The organism is Dactylosporangium sp. NPDC049742, assembly GCF_040674675.1.
Taxonomy (GTDB): Bacteria; Actinomycetota; Actinomycetes; order Mycobacteriales; family Micromonosporaceae; genus Dactylosporangium; species Dactylosporangium maewongense.
Genome location: NZ_JBFANF010000006.1, coordinates 107,765 through 123,583 on the forward strand (window position 1 = coordinate 107,765; position 15,819 = coordinate 123,583).

Consider the following 15,819-nt stretch of genomic DNA (forward strand, 5'->3'; position numbering starts at 1 on the left):
ATGCGCTCGACCGCCAAGGTCACCATCGTGGCCATGACGGCGCTGGGCGTCGGGCTCGCCGGCTGCAGCGGCGACGCCGGCACCCCCGGCGCCGGTGCCAGCGGCAAGACCTCGGCCGGTGCCTCGGCGGGGGCTCCGGGCGGCTCGGCCGGCGCCACGTCCGGCGCCCCCGGCGGCACGTCCGGGACCGGCGCCGCGGCGCCGTGCCTCGTCGGCACCTGGAAGGCGACCGGACTCGACGGCAAGCTCAGCGGCCCCGTCACCGGGACCTTCACCGGCGGCGGCGGCACCACGCTGACCGTCGACAGCGCCGGCAAGGCCCAGGTCGACTTCGGCGCCATGAAGCCGGTCACCTTCGCGTTCACCGTCTCCGGCGGCGACGTCAAGGGCAGCTTCGGCTACGGCGGCAAGGTCAACGGCACCGTCAAGACCCCGTCGGCGGCGACCGGCACGTGGGAGCCCGTCGGCACCGTCGACTTCAGCACCCTCACCGTCACCGTGGACCTGACCAGCCCCGCCGCGGTCCGGGTGGCCGACAAGGCCTCCATCGCCGACTTCGCCGGCACCGGCACCGCGGACACCGGCGGCGCCGTCGACGCCCAGCCCGTCCTGAAGAAGAGCAGCTACGACTGCTCGGGCGGCACCACCCTGAAGCTCGGCCCGCCGCAGGGCGGCCCGGACACCGGCACCTGGATCTTCACCAAGGCCTAGCAGCCGATCTCCGCCCTGAGATCTTCCCGCGGGCGGCCGTCCGGTTCTCACAACCGGGCGGCCGCCGACGTGGGGGAAACGTTTCGGTCAGGACAAGAAGCGGTGCGCGCGACCGAAACGTGGCGTCCTTAACTTCTGCGTCATGACTCTCGCCGTGGAAACCACCGAGCCTGGCGCACAGCCCCCGGCCCCCCGCCGCGGCGGCCGCTGGATCAGCGACTGGCGGCCAGAAGACCGCACCTTCTGGGAGGACGGCGGCGCGAAGATCGCGCGCCGCAACCTCATCGTCTCCATCCTGTCGGAGCACATCGGCTTCTCCATCTGGAGCCTGTGGTCGGTCTTCGTGCTCTTCCTCGGCCCGAAGTACGGCTTCGACCCGGCCCAGAAGTTCCTGCTCACCAGCGCCCCGACCCTCGTCGGCGCGGTGCTGCGGCTGCCCTACACGTTCGCCGTCGCCACCTTCGGCGGCCGCAACTGGACCATCTTCAGCGCCCTCATGCTGCTGGTGCCCAGCATCCTGGCCGGCATCGTCCTGGAGCCCGGCGTCTCCTTCACCACCCTGCTGATCGTGGCGTCCGTCGCCGGCGTCGGCGGCGGCAACTTCGCCTCCTCGATGGCCAACATCAATGCCTTCTACCCGCAGCGGCTGAAGGGCTGGGCGCTCGGCATCAACGCCGGCGGCGGCAACATCGGCGTCCCCGCCGTCCAGCTCGTCGGCCTGCTCATCCTCGCGACCGCCGGCGCCGGTAACCCGCGCCTCATCGTCCTGATCTACCTGCCGCTCATCGTGATCGCGGCGACCCTCGCGGCGCTGTACATGGACAACCTCGCGCACGCCGCGAACGACCGGCGGGCCATGCGCGACGTGATCAAGGACCGCCACGCGTGGATCATGTCACTGCTGTACATCGGCACGTTCGGCTCGTTCATCGGCTTCGGCTTCGCGTTCGGCCAGGTGCTCCTCGTGCAGTTCAAGTCCGACTTCGACACCCCGGTGAAGGCGGCCTACCTCACGTTCCTCGGCCCGCTGCTCGGCTCGCTCATCCGCCCCGTCGGCGGCGCCCTCGCCGACCGCTTCGGCGGCGCAAAGATCACCTTCTGGAACTTCGTCGGCATGGCCCTCGGCGCCACCCTGGTGCTCACCGCGTCGCGGCAGCACTCCCTGCCGCTGTTCCTGACCGGGTTCATCGCGCTGTTCGTCTTCAGCGGGATCGGCAACGGGTCGACCTACAAGATGATCCCGGCGATCTTCCGCGCCAAGTACCCCACGGACGAGAACCAGTCCCGGCGGCTCGCCACCGCGCTCATCGGCGTCGCCGGCGCGATCGGCGCGGCCGGGGGCGTGCTGGTCAACCTCGCGTTCCGGCAGTCGTTCCTCGCGTACAAGACCGGTGACGGTGCGTACATCGCCTTCCTCGCCTTCTACGCCGTCTGCTTCGCCGTCACCTGGTTCGTCTACCTCCGCAGGTCACCCGGCCGGCTCGAGGGGGTCTGAGGCCGTTTTGACTCGCACAACAGCGGCCCGGTATCGTGGACCGCTGTTGTGCGATGACAAGGCGTCCCCACTGTTTCGGGTACGCTAGGTGGTCGTGCGCCCCTTTAGCGCCGCCATGAGAGCGCACCCCAGAACCGACGACGTGGAAGACAAGGTAGACCTGTGGGTACGTACAGCCCGAAGCCGGGTGAAATCGAGCGCGTGTGGCACGTCATCGACGCGTCGGACGTCGTGCTCGGCCGTCTGGCCACGCACGCCGCCACGTTGCTCCGCGGTAAGCACAAGCCGACGTTCGCCCCGCACGTTGACACCGGCGACTTCGTCATCGTGATCAACGCCGGCAAGGTGGCGCTGACCGGCAACAAGCGGCAGACCAAGGTCGCCTACCGCCACTCGGGTTTCCCGGGTGGGCTCAAGAAGGTGGGCTACGAGGAGCTGCTGACCAAGAACCCGGAGCGGGCGATCGAGCTGGCCGTCAAGGGCATGCTCCCGCACAACCGCCTCGGCGCCCGGCAGATCCGGAAGCTGAAGGTCTACGCGGGCGCCGAGCACCCGCACGCCGCGCAGCTGCCCCAGCCGTTCGAGATCAAGCAGATCGCGCAGTGAGCGCGGACGAAGGACTGAGCGTGACCGACGAGACCGTCGAGACCATCGACACCGAGGCCGCTGAGCCGGCCGCTGCTGCTGTCGCCACCGTCGAGACCCCCGCCGTCGAGGCGACGGCCAAGGTCCCGACCCGTTCCCGCCGCGCCGGCCAGCCGATCCAGACCGTTGGCCGCCGCAAGGAGGCCATCGTCCGGGTCCGCCTGGTTCCCGGCACCGGCAAGTTCCTCCTCAACGGCCGCGAGCTGGAGAACTACTTCCCCAGCAAGGTCCACCAGCAGTCCGTCAAGGAGCCGCTGGTGATCGTCGAGAAGCTCGAGCAGTTCGACGTGTTCGCCAACCTGCGTGGCGGCGGCACCACCGGCCAGGCCGGCGGCCTGCGCCTCGCGATCGCCCGCGCGCTCGTCGAGAACGACCCCGACGACCGCCCGGCGCTGAAGAAGGCCGGCTTCCTCACCCGTGACGCCCGCGCCACCGAGCGCAAGAAGTACGGTCTGAAGAAGGCCCGCAAGGCTCCGCAGTACTCGAAGCGCTAACCAAGCTTCGCGGCCGGGTGCACCCTGGAGGTGTACCCGGCCGATTTGCGTTCGCGGCCCTTTCGGCTCGACGGTTCGCGGCCTAAAGCTCAACGGAGGTATCGCAGTGGGGCGACTCTTCGGCACCGACGGCGTCCGCGGACGCGCCAACGCCGACCTGACTCCCGAGCTGGCAATGGCCGTCGCCATCGCCGCGACCCAGGCGCTGTTCGAGCGCGACCACTCCCACGCGCCCCTGGCGGTCGTGGGCCGCGACCCGCGGGCCAGCGGGGAGATGCTGGAGGCGGCCGTCGTCGCCGGCCTCACCAGCGCCGGCGCCAACGTGATCCGCGTCGGCGTCCTGCCCACCCCGGCCGTCGCCTACCTCACCGGCGTGCTGTCCGCCGACATCGGCGTGATGCTGTCCGCGTCGCACAACCCGATGCCCGACAACGGCATCAAGCTCTTCGCCGCCGGCGGTCACAAGCTCCCCGACGAGGTCGAGGACGAGATCGAGCGGCTCATGACCGAAGGGGTCAAGCGGCGCCCCACCGGCGCCGGTGTCGGCCGCGTCACCGACCTCGAGGACGGCGAGGACCGCTACGTCCGGCACCTGCTGACGTCGCTGCCCGGCCCGCTCGTCGAGCTCAAGGTCGTCGTCGACTGCGCCAACGGCGCCGCCTCCTCCGCCGCCCCCGAGGCGTACCGGCGGGCCGGCGCGTCCGTCGTCGCGATCAACGCGGACCCCGACGGGCTCAACATCAACGAGAACTGCGGTTCCAATCACCTCGAGCAGCTCCGCGCCGCCGTCGTCGAGCACGGCGCCGACCTCGGCATCGCCCACGACGGCGACGCCGATCGCTGCCTCGCCGTCACCGCCACCGGCGACGAGGTCGACGGCGACCAGATCATGGCCGTCCTCGCCCTCGCCATGCGCGACGGCGGCCACCTCAAGGACGACACGCTCGTCGCCACCGTCATGAGCAACCTCGGCCTGAAGATCGCCATGGCCGACGCCGGCATCCGGCTCCTCGAGACCCGCGTCGGCGACCGGTACGTCCTCGACGAGCTCCGCGCGAAGGGCCTCGCCCTCGGCGGCGAGCAGAGCGGGCACATCGTCATGCCCGCGTACGCGACCACCGGCGACGGCGTGCTCACCGCCCTGCACCTCATGGGCCGCATGACCGGCACCGGCCGGACCCTCGCCGACCTCGCCTCCGTCGTCCAGCGGCTGCCGCAGGTCCTGATCAACGTGCCCGTCGGCGACCGCGCCGCGGCCGCCAAGGCCGCCCAGGTCCTCGACGCCGCGAAGCAGGTCGAGGCGGAGCTCGGCGGCGCCGGCCGGGTCCTGCTCCGCCCGTCGGGCACCGAGCAGCTGGTCCGGGTCATGGTCGAGGCGTCCACCCTGGAGATCGCCCGCGAGGCCGCCGAGCGCATCGCCGCCATCGTCCGCACCGTCTCCCCCGTCTAGCCTCGGCTCGTGGGTGGCGGCGGCGGTCGTCCCGTACCGACGCCGCCATGGTCGACATGAAGGGGTCTACCCGGGAGTAACGTGCGGCGCATGACTGACGCCCGCACCGTTCTCGTCACCGGCGCATCCCGCGGCATCGGCAAGGCGACCGCCGTCGCCTTCGCCGCGCAGGGCTGCAACGTCGTGCTCACCTCCCGGGACCAGGAGGCGCTCGACGCCGTCGCGGAGGAGATCCGCGCCGCCCACCCGTCCGCGGGGGTGCTCGCCCACGCCGCGCACGCCGCGGAGCCTGACCAGGCCGGCGCCGCCGTCGACGCCGCCATGGCCCGGTTCGGCGCGATCGACGTCCTGGTCAACAACGCCGGCACCAACCCGTACTTCGGCCCGCTCATGGACATCGACCCGGTCCGCGCGGAGAAGACGGCGCGGCTCAACCAGTTCGGCCCCGTGCTGTGGAGCCAGCTGGCCTGGAAGGCGTCGATGTCGTCCCGGGGCGGCGCGATCGTCAACGTCGCCTCCGTCGGCGGGCTGCTCACCGAGCCCGGCATCGGCTACTACAACGCGACGAAGGCCGCGGTCATCCACCTCACCCGCCAGCTCGCCGCCGAGCTCGCCCCGGCGGTCCGGGTCAACGGCGTCGCGCCCGGCATCGTGCGCACCAAGCTCGCCCGCGGGCTGTGGGAGAACAACGAGCAGTACCTCAGCGAACACCTCCCGCTGGGGCGCATCGGCGAACCCGACGACATCGCCGACGTCATCACCTTCCTGGGCGGTCCGGCGTCGCGCTGGATGACCGGCCAGACGCTCGTCATCGACGGCGGCGCCCAGATCCGCTCCTCGCTGGCCTGACCTCGCCTGTCACGCGTGCTACCCCCGGCCCGGGGGTGGCACGCGTCGCTTTCGTCCCACTGTGCGCAGGCGTCGTGCGCAATCACGACAGTTTCGAGCATCGGGCATGCTCGAATGTCTGCTACGGTACGGGACATGTGCGGAATCGTGGGGTACGCCGGCTCGCGTCCGGCCCTGACCATCGTCCTCGACGGCCTGCGCCGGCTGGAGTACCGCGGGTACGACTCCGCCGGGGTCGCCATCGTCGACGACGTCCTGCGCACCGCCAAGCGCGCCGGCAAGCTCGCCAACCTCGAGAAGGCCCTGCAGAGCGAGGACGGCCTCGACACCGGCACCACCGGCATCGGCCACACCCGCTGGGCCACCCACGGCGGCCCCACCGACCGCAACGCGCACCCGCACCGCTCCGTCGACGGCCGGGTCGCCGTCATCCACAACGGCATCATCGAGAACTTCGCGAAGCTGCGCACCGAGCTGGAGCAGCAGGGCATCGAGTTCGCCAGCGACACCGACACCGAGTGCGCGGCGCACCTGCTGAGCTTCGAGGTCTCCCGCAGTTCGGTGGAAGACCCCGCCGAGCGGCTCGCCGACGCGATGCGGGCCGTCTGCCGGCGGCTCGAAGGCGCGTTCACGCTGCTCGCCGTCGACGCCCAGGCCCCGGGCGCCGTCGTCGGCGCCCGCCGCAACTCGCCGCTCGTCGTCGGCCGCGGCGAGGGCGAGAACTACCTCGCCAGCGACGTCGCCGCGTTCATCGAACACACCCGCGAGGCCGTCGAGCTCGGCCAGGACCAGGTCGTGCTGATCACCGGCGACGCCATCGTGATCACCGACTTCCTCGGCAACCCCGCCGAGGGCAAGGACTTCCACATCAACTGGGACATCTCCGCCGCCGAGAAGAGCGGCTACGACTACTTCATGCTCAAGGAGATCGCCGAGCAGCCGCACGCCGTCGCCGAGACCCTTCTCGGGCGGCTCAATGAGCAGGGCGACCTGCTGCTCGACGAGGTGCGCCTCACCGACCAGGACCTCCGCGACGTCGACAAGGTCTTCATCGTCGCGTGCGGCACCGCGTACCACGCCGGCATGGTCGCCAAGTACGCGATCGAACACTGGACCCGCATCCCCTGCGAGGTCGAGCTCGCCAGCGAGTTCCGCTACCGCGACCCCGTCCTGGACCGCTCCACGCTCGTCGTGGCCATCTCCCAGTCCGGCGAGACCATGGACACCCTCATGGCCCTGCGGCACGCGAAGGAACAGAAGGCCCGCGTCCTGGCCATCTGCAACACCAACGGCTCCACCATCCCGCGCGAGTCCGACGCCGTCCTGTACACCCACGCCGGCCCCGAGATCGCGGTCGCCTCGACCAAGGCGTTCCTGACCCAGCTCGTCGCCTGCTACCTGGTCGGCCTGCACCTCGCGCAGGTCCGCGGCATCAAGTACGCCGACGAGGTCGGCGCCGTCGTCGCCCAGCTGCAGGAGATGCCGCAGAAGGTCGAGCAGGTCCTGGCGATGATGGAGCCGATCCGCAAGCTCGCCCGGGAGCTCGCCGACGCCAAGAGCGTCCTGTTCATCGGCCGGCACGTCAGCTACCCGGTCGCCCTCGAAGGCGCGCTGAAGCTCAAGGAGCTCGCCTACATGCACGCCGAAGGGTTCGCCGCCGGCGAGCTGAAGCACGGGCCGATCGCCCTCATCGACGAAGGCACCCCCGTCGTGTGCGTGGTGCCGTCCCCCCGGGGCCGCGGCGTCCTGCACGACAAGGTCGTCTCCAACATCCAGGAGGTACGGGCGCGCGGCGCTCGCACGATCGTGATCGCCGAAGACGGCGACACGGCGGTCGAACCCTACGCCGACCACCTCTTCCACGTGCCGGTCACCCCGACGCTGCTGGCGCCGCTGGTCACGACCGTGCCGCTGCAGGTCCTCGCCTGCGAGATCGCGTCGGCCCGCGGGCACGACGTCGACCAGCCGCGCAACCTGGCCAAGTCGGTTACCGTCGAATAGGCGTATGTGACAGGCTGGGCGCTGTGATCGTGTCATGAGAGCCGCCTGGCGGGTGGCGCAAGTCCGTGCGGCCGAAGAGGCCCTCATGAAGACCCTGCCCGGCGGTGCGCTCATGCAGCGCGCCGCCGCCGGCCTCGCCAGGCGCTGCGCGCAGACCCTGCCCAAGGTGTACGGCAGCCGCGTCCTGCTCCTCGTCGGCCCCGGCAACAACGGCGGCGACGCGCTCTACGCCGGCGCCTTCCTCGCCCGCCGCGGCGCACACGTCTCGGCGCTGGTCCTGGACCCCTCCCGCGTCCACACCGGGGCGCTCGCCGCCCTGCGCGCCGCCGGCGGCGTTGTCGGGTCATCGTTTGACGGCGGGTTCGACCTCGTCGTGGACGGCATCCTGGGCATCGGCGGCCGCGGCGGTCTGCGGGAACCGGTCGCGAGCCGCGTCGCCGACGTCGCCGGCGCGCTGCGCGGCACCCCGGTCATCGCCGTCGACGTGCCGTCCGGCGTGGACGCCGACACCGGCGCCGTCACCGGCATGGCCATCCACGCCGACATCACCGTCACCTTCGGCGTCCTCAAACCCGGCCTGCTCGTCGGCGCCGGCGCCGTCCACAGCGGACTCGTCGAGCTCGTCGACATCGGCCTGACGCCCTTCCTCACCGGCGACCCCGCCTGCTACGTGCCCGACGCCTCCGACGTCGCCGCCTGGTGGCCCCGCCCCACCGCCGACGACAACAAGTACTCCCGCGGCGTGGCCGGCGTCGCGACCGGCTCCGACGAGTACCCGGGCGCCGCCGTCCTCTCCGTCGCCGGTGCGCTGGCCGGCCCCGCCGGCCTCGTCCGCTACGCCGGCGGCGCGGCCCCGCTCGTCCGGACCCAGCACCCGACGGTCATCGCGAGCGACCGGGTCGCCGACGCCGGCCGGGTCCAGGCATGGACGTGCGGCAGCGGCATGGGCACCGACGAGCGCGCGTACGCCGAGCTGCGCACCGTCCTCGGCGCGCCCGTCCCCGCCTGCCTCGACGCCAGCGCCCTCACCCTGCTCGTCGACGCCCGCATGGCGGACTGGCTCCGCGACCGCGACGCCCCGACCGTCGTCACCCCCCACGACGGCGAGTTCCAGCGCCTCGCCGGCGGCGCCCCCGGCGACGACCGCATGACCGCCGCCGCGCACCTCGCCGAGCGCATGGACTGCGTCGTCCTGCTCAAGGGCAACCGCACGATCATCGCCACCCCCGACGGCCGCGTGTACGTCAACCCGACCGGCACCCCCGCCCTCGCCACCGGCGGCACCGGCGACGTCCTGGCCGGCCTGCTCGGCTCCCTGCTCGCCGCCGGCCTGCCCGCCGAGCAGGCGGCGATCGCGGCCGCCTTCACCCACGGCCTCGCCGGCCGCCTGGCCGCCACCACCGGCCCGGTCACCGCCGCCGACGTCGCCACCCACCTCCGCGAGGCGGTGTCAACCCTGCACCACTGACCCCCTCCGGCAATCCGCCCCGACACACCGACCCCAGTCACGCTGCGTGTTCGCCCACTCGGAGATTTTTCGGGCGGTGCTAGTGCTGTGTCCGCTCACGTTGGTCGGGATTTTCTGTCGTACCCCTGTGCTTGAGTGTTCGTATGCCTCGCCGTCGTGATCCTGCTGCCGCTCGGGTGGTGCACCGCACCTGCCGGGTCGGGTTGCGGACCACGCGTGGCGAGCGGGAGCGGTGCTTCGGGCTGCTGCGCTCGGCTGGCGACGTGTGGGCGTGTGTGCTGGAGGTCAATCACTGGCGGTGGCGGCATGACCCGCCGCCGGTGGTGTCGGATCAGGCGCTGTGCCGGGAGCTGTCCACGGCCGGGCCAGGCGTCTTCGGTGACCTGGACTCGGTCGGGGCGAGGTCGGTGCTGCGCCGGTATTCGGATGCGTGGTTCACGGCAGCGAAACGCCGTCGAGCCGGTGACCTGTCCGTGCGGTTCCCGCGCAGGCGGCGTGGGCTGCTGCCGGTCCGCTACTTCCACGACACGTTCACTCTGGACGGGCGGCGCCTGCGGCTGCCGGTCACGCGTGGGTGTGCGCCGTTGTGGCTGCGTCTGGACCGTGCGGTGCCGTACCCGGCCGATCAGGTCCGGTCCGTGACCCTGCTGGCCGAGGGCGGCCGGTTGTGGGTCGAGTTCACCGCCGAAGTCCCCGTCACCGTGTACCCGGCAGGCGACGGTCCGGACCCGGCCCGGGTCGCCGGCGTCATCCACCCCTACGCGGTTGCTGGCCCCGACGGCCACGGGCTGCTGGTGTCCGGGCAGGCGGTCCGCGCCGAACACCGCATGCACCTCACCGACACGAAACGCCGCCGCCGGGCGACCGCCGCCCAGGCGCCGAAACCCGGGCAGCGCGGGTCGCGACGGTGGCGCAAGACCCGCCGCCGTGCCCGCCTCGTCGAGGGCCGGCACCGGCGCAGGATCCGGCAGGCGCAGCACGAGGCGGCGAAGACCGTGATCGGCTGGGCGGTGCGGCAGCGGGTCGGGACGTTGACCGGCGGCGACCCCCACGGCGTGCTCGCCCTGCCCGCGCACCCCCGGGCACACCGGGACTGCTGCGGGCAGCGGCACCAGCACCCCAGCGGCAGTGCTGCCGCAGGTGCTCACGCACCGTCGAGCAGGACGACACCTTCCCGGTGCCGGACTGTCCCGGCGTGACCCACACCGACCCCCACCACACCACAGTCGCGCCGCCACACCCGGCGACGCGACGGTGACCGCGGTGGGGGCGACGGCAGGTCGGTTGGCCGGCTGAGGCCCGCCCCACCACGGTGGGGAGTCGCTCGACCGCACCCGTGCGGCGAGGAACCACAACACCACCAACCCGGTGAACGTTCGTGGTCACAGCACCAGGGTCGATGAAAGAGGCCGCCTGACACCGAGCCGGTTCCCCCGGGTGCTCTCGATCGTTGCCTCCTCGTGCTTCCGCGCTCTGCCAGCGTCCAAGCCGCGACGCCCCGCTTCCCGCGCGTGTGACGAACCCCACCTCGCTCGCTCGTGCGCGTCGCTCGCTCGTGAGGGCTCGACTTCTCGTGCGTGTGGCGGCCTCGGCTCACGCGCGCTGCCCGTTCGTGAGGGCTCGGCCGTTCGTGAGGGCTCGGCCGCTGACGGAGCGTGGTCGATCGTGGAGCTGACTGCTCGCGGGGCGCCTGGATCGCGCGGTTCGGCTCGGCCGGCGTTGGGCGTGGAGCAGGGCCGGGGTTGGGCGTGGAGCAGGGCGGGCGTCGGGCGCGGAACAGGGCTCGGAACGGAACGCGGAACAGGGCGCGGAACAGGGCGCGGAGGCGTCGCTGGGGGTTGGGGCCGGAACTGGGGTTGAGCCGGGTGGTGGGGGCACCGCTTAGGCTAGTCGCATGTGGCAGGCTCAGGTCCGGATCGACCTCGACGCGATCCGGCACAACGTGGCGACCCTCAAGGGGATGCTGCGGCCTGGGACGGCTCTGATGAGTGTCGTGAAGGCCGATGCGTATGGGCACGGCATGGTGCCCGTTGCGGACGCCGCTGTGCGGGCCGGCGCGACCTGGCTCGGCGCCGCCACGCTCGACGAGGCGTTGGCGCTGCGTGAGCACGGCGTCGGCGGCGGGGTGAAGATTCTTTCGTGGTTGCACAGTCCGGGGCGGCCGCTGGGCGAGGCGGTCGCGGCGGACGTGGACCTGTCGGCGTCGTCGATCGACGCGCTGGACGAGATCGTGGACGCGGCGCGGAAGGTGCGGCGGGTCGCGGCGGTACATCTGAAGATCGACACGGGGTTGTCGCGGAACGGGGCGGGGCGCGGGGACTGGCCGGCGCTGGTCACGGCGGCGGCGAAGGCGCAGGCCGACGGGGACGTGGAGATCGCGGCGATCTGGAGTCACTTCGCGTGCGCGGACGAGCCGGGGCACCCGTCGATTCTGCGGCAGCAGCTGGCGTTCGACGAGGCGCTCGACGTGGCGGCCGGGCTGGGGGTCGAGCCGCCGCTGCGGCACTTCGCGAACTCCGCCGCGGCGCTTACGCTGCCCGAGAGCCACTTCGAGCTGGTTCGAGTGGGTTTGTCCACGTATGGGCTCTCACCGATTCCCGGTGGGGCGCCTGATCTGCGGCCCGCGATGAGTGTCCATGCGCGCGTGGCGCTGGTGAAGGCCGTCCAAGCCGGTGAAGGCGTGTCGTACGGCCACACGTACAAGATTCTCAAGGACACCAAGCTGGCGCTGGTGCCGGTCGGGTACGCCGACGGGGTGCCACGGTCGGCGAGCAGCCGCGGGCTGGTCCACATCGGCGGGAAGGTGCGCCGGGTCGTCGGTCGGGTGTGCATGGACCAGATCGTCGTGGACTGCGGCGACGACGACGTCCGCGCCGGCGACGAGGCCGTGCTCTTCGGCGCCGGCACGCGCGGAGAGCCGACCGCCGACGACTGGGCCGTGGCCGCCGACACGATCAACTACGAGATCGTCACGCGGATGGGCAGCAACAGAACGCCGCGGGTGTACCTGGGAGAGAGCGCATGACGGGTAGCGAGGTCGAGAAGAGCAGCCGGCGCCGGAAGGTCGGGATCATCGGCGCCATCCTCGGTGTGGCGGCCGCCGGGGTCGCGGCCGGGGTCGCGACCGAGCGGTACCTCGTGCACCGGTCCAAGAACGCCGACGACGTCTACGCCGACGAGGAGTTCGGCGTCTGGGACTCCGACGAGGAGCTGACCGTCACCACCGACGACGGCATCGAGCTGCACGTCGAGATCGTGAACGGGCCGGAGGACGAGCCGGACGACGCGCCCACGCTGGTGTTCGTGCACGGGTTCTGCCTCGACATGGGCACGTTCCACTTCCAGCGCAGGGCGCTGGAGGGCAAGCACCGCATGATCTTCTACGACCAGCCCGGCCACGGCCGCTCCGGGAAGCTCCGCAAGGGCGAGTACTCCCTCGACGCCCTCGGCGCGGGGCTCCGCGCGGTCCTGCAGGCGGCCGCCCCGACCGGCCGGATCATCCTGATCGGGCACTCCATGGGCGGCATGACCATCATGGCGCTGGCCGAGCAGGTCCCGGAGCTGTTCGAGTCCCGGGTCGACGCCGTCGTGCTGATCTCCACGTCCGCCGGCAAGCTGGACCAGGTCACGTTCGGCCTGCCGGAGGTGGTCGCGAAGTTCAAGCGGCCGCTGCTGCCGGTCGTCGGGATCGCCGGACCGATCAGCTCCGGCGTCGTCGACCGCGCCCGGCGGGCGTCCACCGACCTCGCGTGGCTGCTGACCCGGCGGTACGGCTTCGGCACCGCCCGCCCGAGCCCCGCCCTCGTCTCGTACGTCGAGAAGATGAACACCACCACGTCGACGGACGTGATCGCGCGGTACCTGCGGACCCTCTACACCCACGCCCGGCTGCTGGTCCTCGGGCCGCTGCGCAAGGTGCCGGTGCTGCTCGTCTGCGGCGACCGGGACGTGCTCACCCCGCTCACCCACACCCGCGAGATCGCCGCGGTGCTGCCGGAGGCGGAGCTGGTCGTCGTCGCCGACGGCGGGCACGTCGTGATGCTCGAGCACGCCGAAGAGGTCAACGACGCCATCGAGACGTTCCTGAAGAAGGTCCAGGACCGGTGACGCAAGAAGGTCCGGGACCGGTGACGACGCAATCGGTACAGCTGCCGACGGCCGCCGACACGCACGAGTTCGGCCGGAATCTCGCCGCGGTCCTCCGTGCCGGCGACATCGTCCTGCTCACCGGTCCCCTCGGTGCGGGGAAGACCGCGCTCGCGCAGGGGATCGGCAAAGGGCTGGACGTGCAGGGCGCGGTGACGTCGCCGACGTTCGTGATCGCCCGCGTGCACCGTCCCGTCGTCGCGGGCCGCCCCGCGATGGTGCACGTCGACGCGTACCGCCTCGGCGACGTCAAGGACCCCATCGGCGAGCTCGACGCCCTCGACCTCGACGCCACCGTCGAGGACTCGGTGACGCTCGTCGAATGGGGTGAGGGGTTCGTCGAGCACCTCGCCGACGACCACCTCGAACTGCGCCTGACCCGCCACGACGACGACACGCGCACCGTCACCGTCGTCCCGCACGGCGCCGGCTGGCCAGCCCGGGTGGCACATCTCGTACCGGCGAAGAAAACGCAACAAAGCAGCGCCGAAGACTAGGCGGGCTGCAGGACTTCCCAGACGTCGATCGACGTGCCTTCGTCGTCGGTCCGGCGGGCCAGCAGGTGCCGCCCCTGGTGGCAGAACGCGGTCCGGACCTGCCGCGCCGGCGACAGGTCCGCGCGGAACACCTCCGCCTCCGTCTCGACGTCCCGCACGCACACCGAGCCGTCGAGCACCGCGGCCCGCAGCCGCCCGTCGGGGCTCGCCATCTCGGTCGCGAACGCGTCCGCGCGGCTCGTGCCCGTGTACCCGGCGAACCGCCGCATCAGGTCCTCCCCGACGATCCGGTCGAGCCGCGCCCCGGTCGCCAGGTCCCACACGGTGGCCACGTCCCGCCGGTACCGGCCGACGCTCGCCGCACCCTCCCCGGACGCGACGAGCCGCCACTCGCCCTCGTTGACGAGGACCGCGTCGGGCCGGTGCCCGTCGGAGAAGCTGCTGGTCATGCGCCCCGACAGGACGTCCCACACGGCGAAGTGGCCGTCGGCGTCCCAGGTGACCAGCGCCAGCTGATGGTTGGGGCCGAGCGCCACCTGCCCGTGCTGCGGGCGGCCCGCGCCGCGACCGGGGCGCAGCTCCGTGACCAGCGCGCCGCTGTCGACCGCGCGGACCTTCACGTACTCGCCGGTCCGCGACCACTCGACCAGCATCCGGCGGTCCGGCATCAGCAGCCAGTCGCCCGCGACCCGCAGGTGGTGCCGCTTCGCGAGCTGGAACCGTTCGGCGGTCGGCACGATCCGCACGTGCGCCGCGGCCGCGCCCGACACGACCATGCCGCCGACCGGCACGCGGTGCTCCAGCAGCACCCCGCCGGTGCGCCCGGCGGTGAGGTCGAAGACCCGGTCGTCGGCGGTGCGGACCTGCGCGAGCGGCGCGCCCGCCGGATACGGCTCGCCCTCCTTCGCCAGCCAGCGCACCAGCCGGCCCCGCCCGCCGGGGATCGTCCACGCGAGCGGCTCGACCCGCCACGGCGCGGGGTCCGCCGGCAGCGTCCGCGTCCCCCGGTCGCCGGCCAGCCGGGCCGCGCCGCGCAGCACCGCCAGCTCCGGCTCCGGCGGTCGCGTCACCGGACGGCCGAGCCCCGCGTGCAGCGCCTGCGCCACCCCGGGCAGGTGCGCGCAGCCGCCGTCGAGCACCACGGCCGCCACCTCCGCCGGCACGATCCCGGCCCGCGCGACCACCGCCCGGCAGCTGGCGATCAGCCACCGGTTCGCGGGTTCGGTCAGCTGCTCCAGGAGGTTCCGGCGGATGGTGTACGGCGGAGCTCCCGGCTCGACCTGGTCCGTCGCCTCCGGCGCCTCGCTCAACCGATGCTTGAGCCTGCGCACGATGTCGAGGGCGTGGAGGTTGGCCCGCACGCTGGTGTCGCCGCCGGCCGCGAACGCGGGCTCCACCCACTCCGCCAGGGTGGCGCGCAGGTCCGCGGCGAGCACCACGTCGAGGTCGCGCCCGCTGCCGGAGCTCTCCTGGCTCAACGGCACCGCCATCCCGCGCTGCACCTGCGTCAGCGTGGCGCTCCAGGTCGCCCCGAGGTCGCAGACCAGCACGTACGCGCCGTCGGGCAGGTCCAGCTGCGCCAGCGGGTCGGCGACCGCCGCCGACGGGTCGTGCACCAGCTCCACGTCCGGGAACCCGGCGACCGCCGCGGCCGTCACCAGTATCTCCCTGCGCGGGTCGTGCGTCCGGTACGCCGCCGGCACCGTCACCGCGAGCCGCCTGACATCCCCGTGCTGCCGCCTCGCCTCCTGGACGACCGCGTCGAGCGCCGCCGCGACCAGCTCGGCGCCGTTGACCAGCTGGTCGCCGAGCCAGATCGGGGCGTTGGCGTCGACGGCCCGCCGCACCCCGTCGACGTAGTGCCGGGGATGCTGGTCCCTGAGCTGCTCCCCGGCGACCAGCCGTTTGCTCGCCGGGTCGAGGCACGCCCCGCCGGGCCAGCGGGCGGCGCCGGTCGCCGGATCCCGCACGAGATGCAACTGGTCCCGCGTGACGACGGCGGCGGACAGTGCCCAGGACCCCAGGTCCACGACCAGGACCGGCTCAGTCATACCGCTCTCCCT

General features: G+C 72.5%; 13 protein-coding genes. 12 read left to right on the forward strand and 1 reads right to left on the reverse strand.

Features of this window, described 5'->3' with window-relative positions:
* The 12 genes from AB0J72_RS10760 (at position 1) to tsaE (ending at position 13,756) form a co-directional block, all read left to right on the forward strand.
* Entirely contained in the window at positions 1-711 is a 711-nt protein-coding gene (locus AB0J72_RS10760; protein ID WP_363397329.1) for a hypothetical protein, read from the forward strand.
* Between the two features lie 142 nt (positions 712-853).
* The gene (locus AB0J72_RS10765; protein ID WP_363397332.1) at positions 854-2,206 is read left to right on the forward strand and encodes a nitrate/nitrite transporter; all 1,353 of its coding nucleotides are present in this window, start codon (positions 854-856) and stop codon (positions 2,204-2,206) included.
* A gap of 162 nt (positions 2,207-2,368) precedes the next feature.
* Positions 2,369-2,812, forward strand: coding sequence for a 50S ribosomal protein L13 (gene rplM / locus AB0J72_RS10770; protein WP_344501810.1), 444 nt, complete (start codon positions 2,369-2,371; stop codon positions 2,810-2,812).
* A gap of 44 nt (positions 2,813-2,856) precedes the next feature.
* On the forward strand, positions 2,857-3,345 hold the full coding sequence (gene rpsI, locus AB0J72_RS10775; RefSeq protein WP_344501919.1) for a 30S ribosomal protein S9: 489 nt from the start codon (positions 2,857-2,859) through the stop codon (positions 3,343-3,345).
* Positions 3,346-3,451: 106 nt separating this feature from the next.
* The gene (gene glmM, locus AB0J72_RS10780; RefSeq protein WP_363397335.1) at positions 3,452-4,795 is read left to right on the forward strand and encodes a phosphoglucosamine mutase; all 1,344 of its coding nucleotides are present in this window, start codon (positions 3,452-3,454) and stop codon (positions 4,793-4,795) included.
* Positions 4,796-4,885: 90 nt separating this feature from the next.
* Entirely contained in the window at positions 4,886-5,644 is a 759-nt protein-coding gene (locus tag AB0J72_RS10785) for an SDR family oxidoreductase (protein ID WP_344501808.1), read from the forward strand.
* Positions 5,645-5,779: 135 nt separating this feature from the next.
* Positions 5,780-7,645 carry a glutamine--fructose-6-phosphate transaminase (isomerizing) gene (glmS, locus tag AB0J72_RS10790; RefSeq protein ID WP_344501807.1) on the forward strand — a complete coding sequence of 622 codons (1,866 nt, stop codon included), beginning with the start codon at positions 5,780-5,782 and terminating at the stop codon, positions 7,643-7,645.
* Between the two features lie 34 nt (positions 7,646-7,679).
* Positions 7,680-9,113: an NAD(P)H-hydrate dehydratase gene (locus tag AB0J72_RS10795; RefSeq protein ID WP_363397339.1), complete on the forward strand. Its 1,434-nt coding sequence runs from the start codon at positions 7,680-7,682 to the stop codon at positions 9,111-9,113.
* 143 nt (positions 9,114-9,256) lie between these two features.
* Complete coding sequence (locus AB0J72_RS10800; RefSeq protein WP_363397341.1) at positions 9,257-10,312, forward strand: hypothetical protein; 1,056 nt, start codon at positions 9,257-9,259, stop codon at positions 10,310-10,312.
* 695 nt (positions 10,313-11,007) lie between these two features.
* Positions 11,008-12,138, forward strand: a complete 1,131-nt coding sequence (alr, locus tag AB0J72_RS10805; protein ID WP_363397343.1) for an alanine racemase — start codon at positions 11,008-11,010, stop codon at positions 12,136-12,138.
* Positions 12,135-13,220 carry an alpha/beta hydrolase gene (locus AB0J72_RS10810; RefSeq protein WP_363397345.1) on the forward strand — a complete coding sequence of 362 codons (1,086 nt, stop codon included), beginning with the start codon at positions 12,135-12,137 and terminating at the stop codon, positions 13,218-13,220. Before alr ends, AB0J72_RS10810 begins: the two co-directional genes overlap by 4 nt.
* Positions 13,221-13,240: 20 nt before the next feature.
* The gene (gene tsaE / locus AB0J72_RS10815) at positions 13,241-13,756 is read left to right on the forward strand and encodes a tRNA (adenosine(37)-N6)-threonylcarbamoyltransferase complex ATPase subunit type 1 TsaE (RefSeq protein WP_363397347.1); all 516 of its coding nucleotides are present in this window, start codon (positions 13,241-13,243) and stop codon (positions 13,754-13,756) included.
* Here the strand turns inward: tsaE and AB0J72_RS10820 are convergent.
* The gene (locus tag AB0J72_RS10820) at positions 13,753-15,807 is read right to left on the reverse strand and encodes an Hsp70 family protein (protein ID WP_363397350.1); all 2,055 of its coding nucleotides are present in this window, start codon (positions 15,805-15,807) and stop codon (positions 13,753-13,755) included. The genes tsaE and AB0J72_RS10820 overlap by 4 nt on opposite strands.
* Positions 15,808-15,819 lie beyond the last annotated feature (12 nt).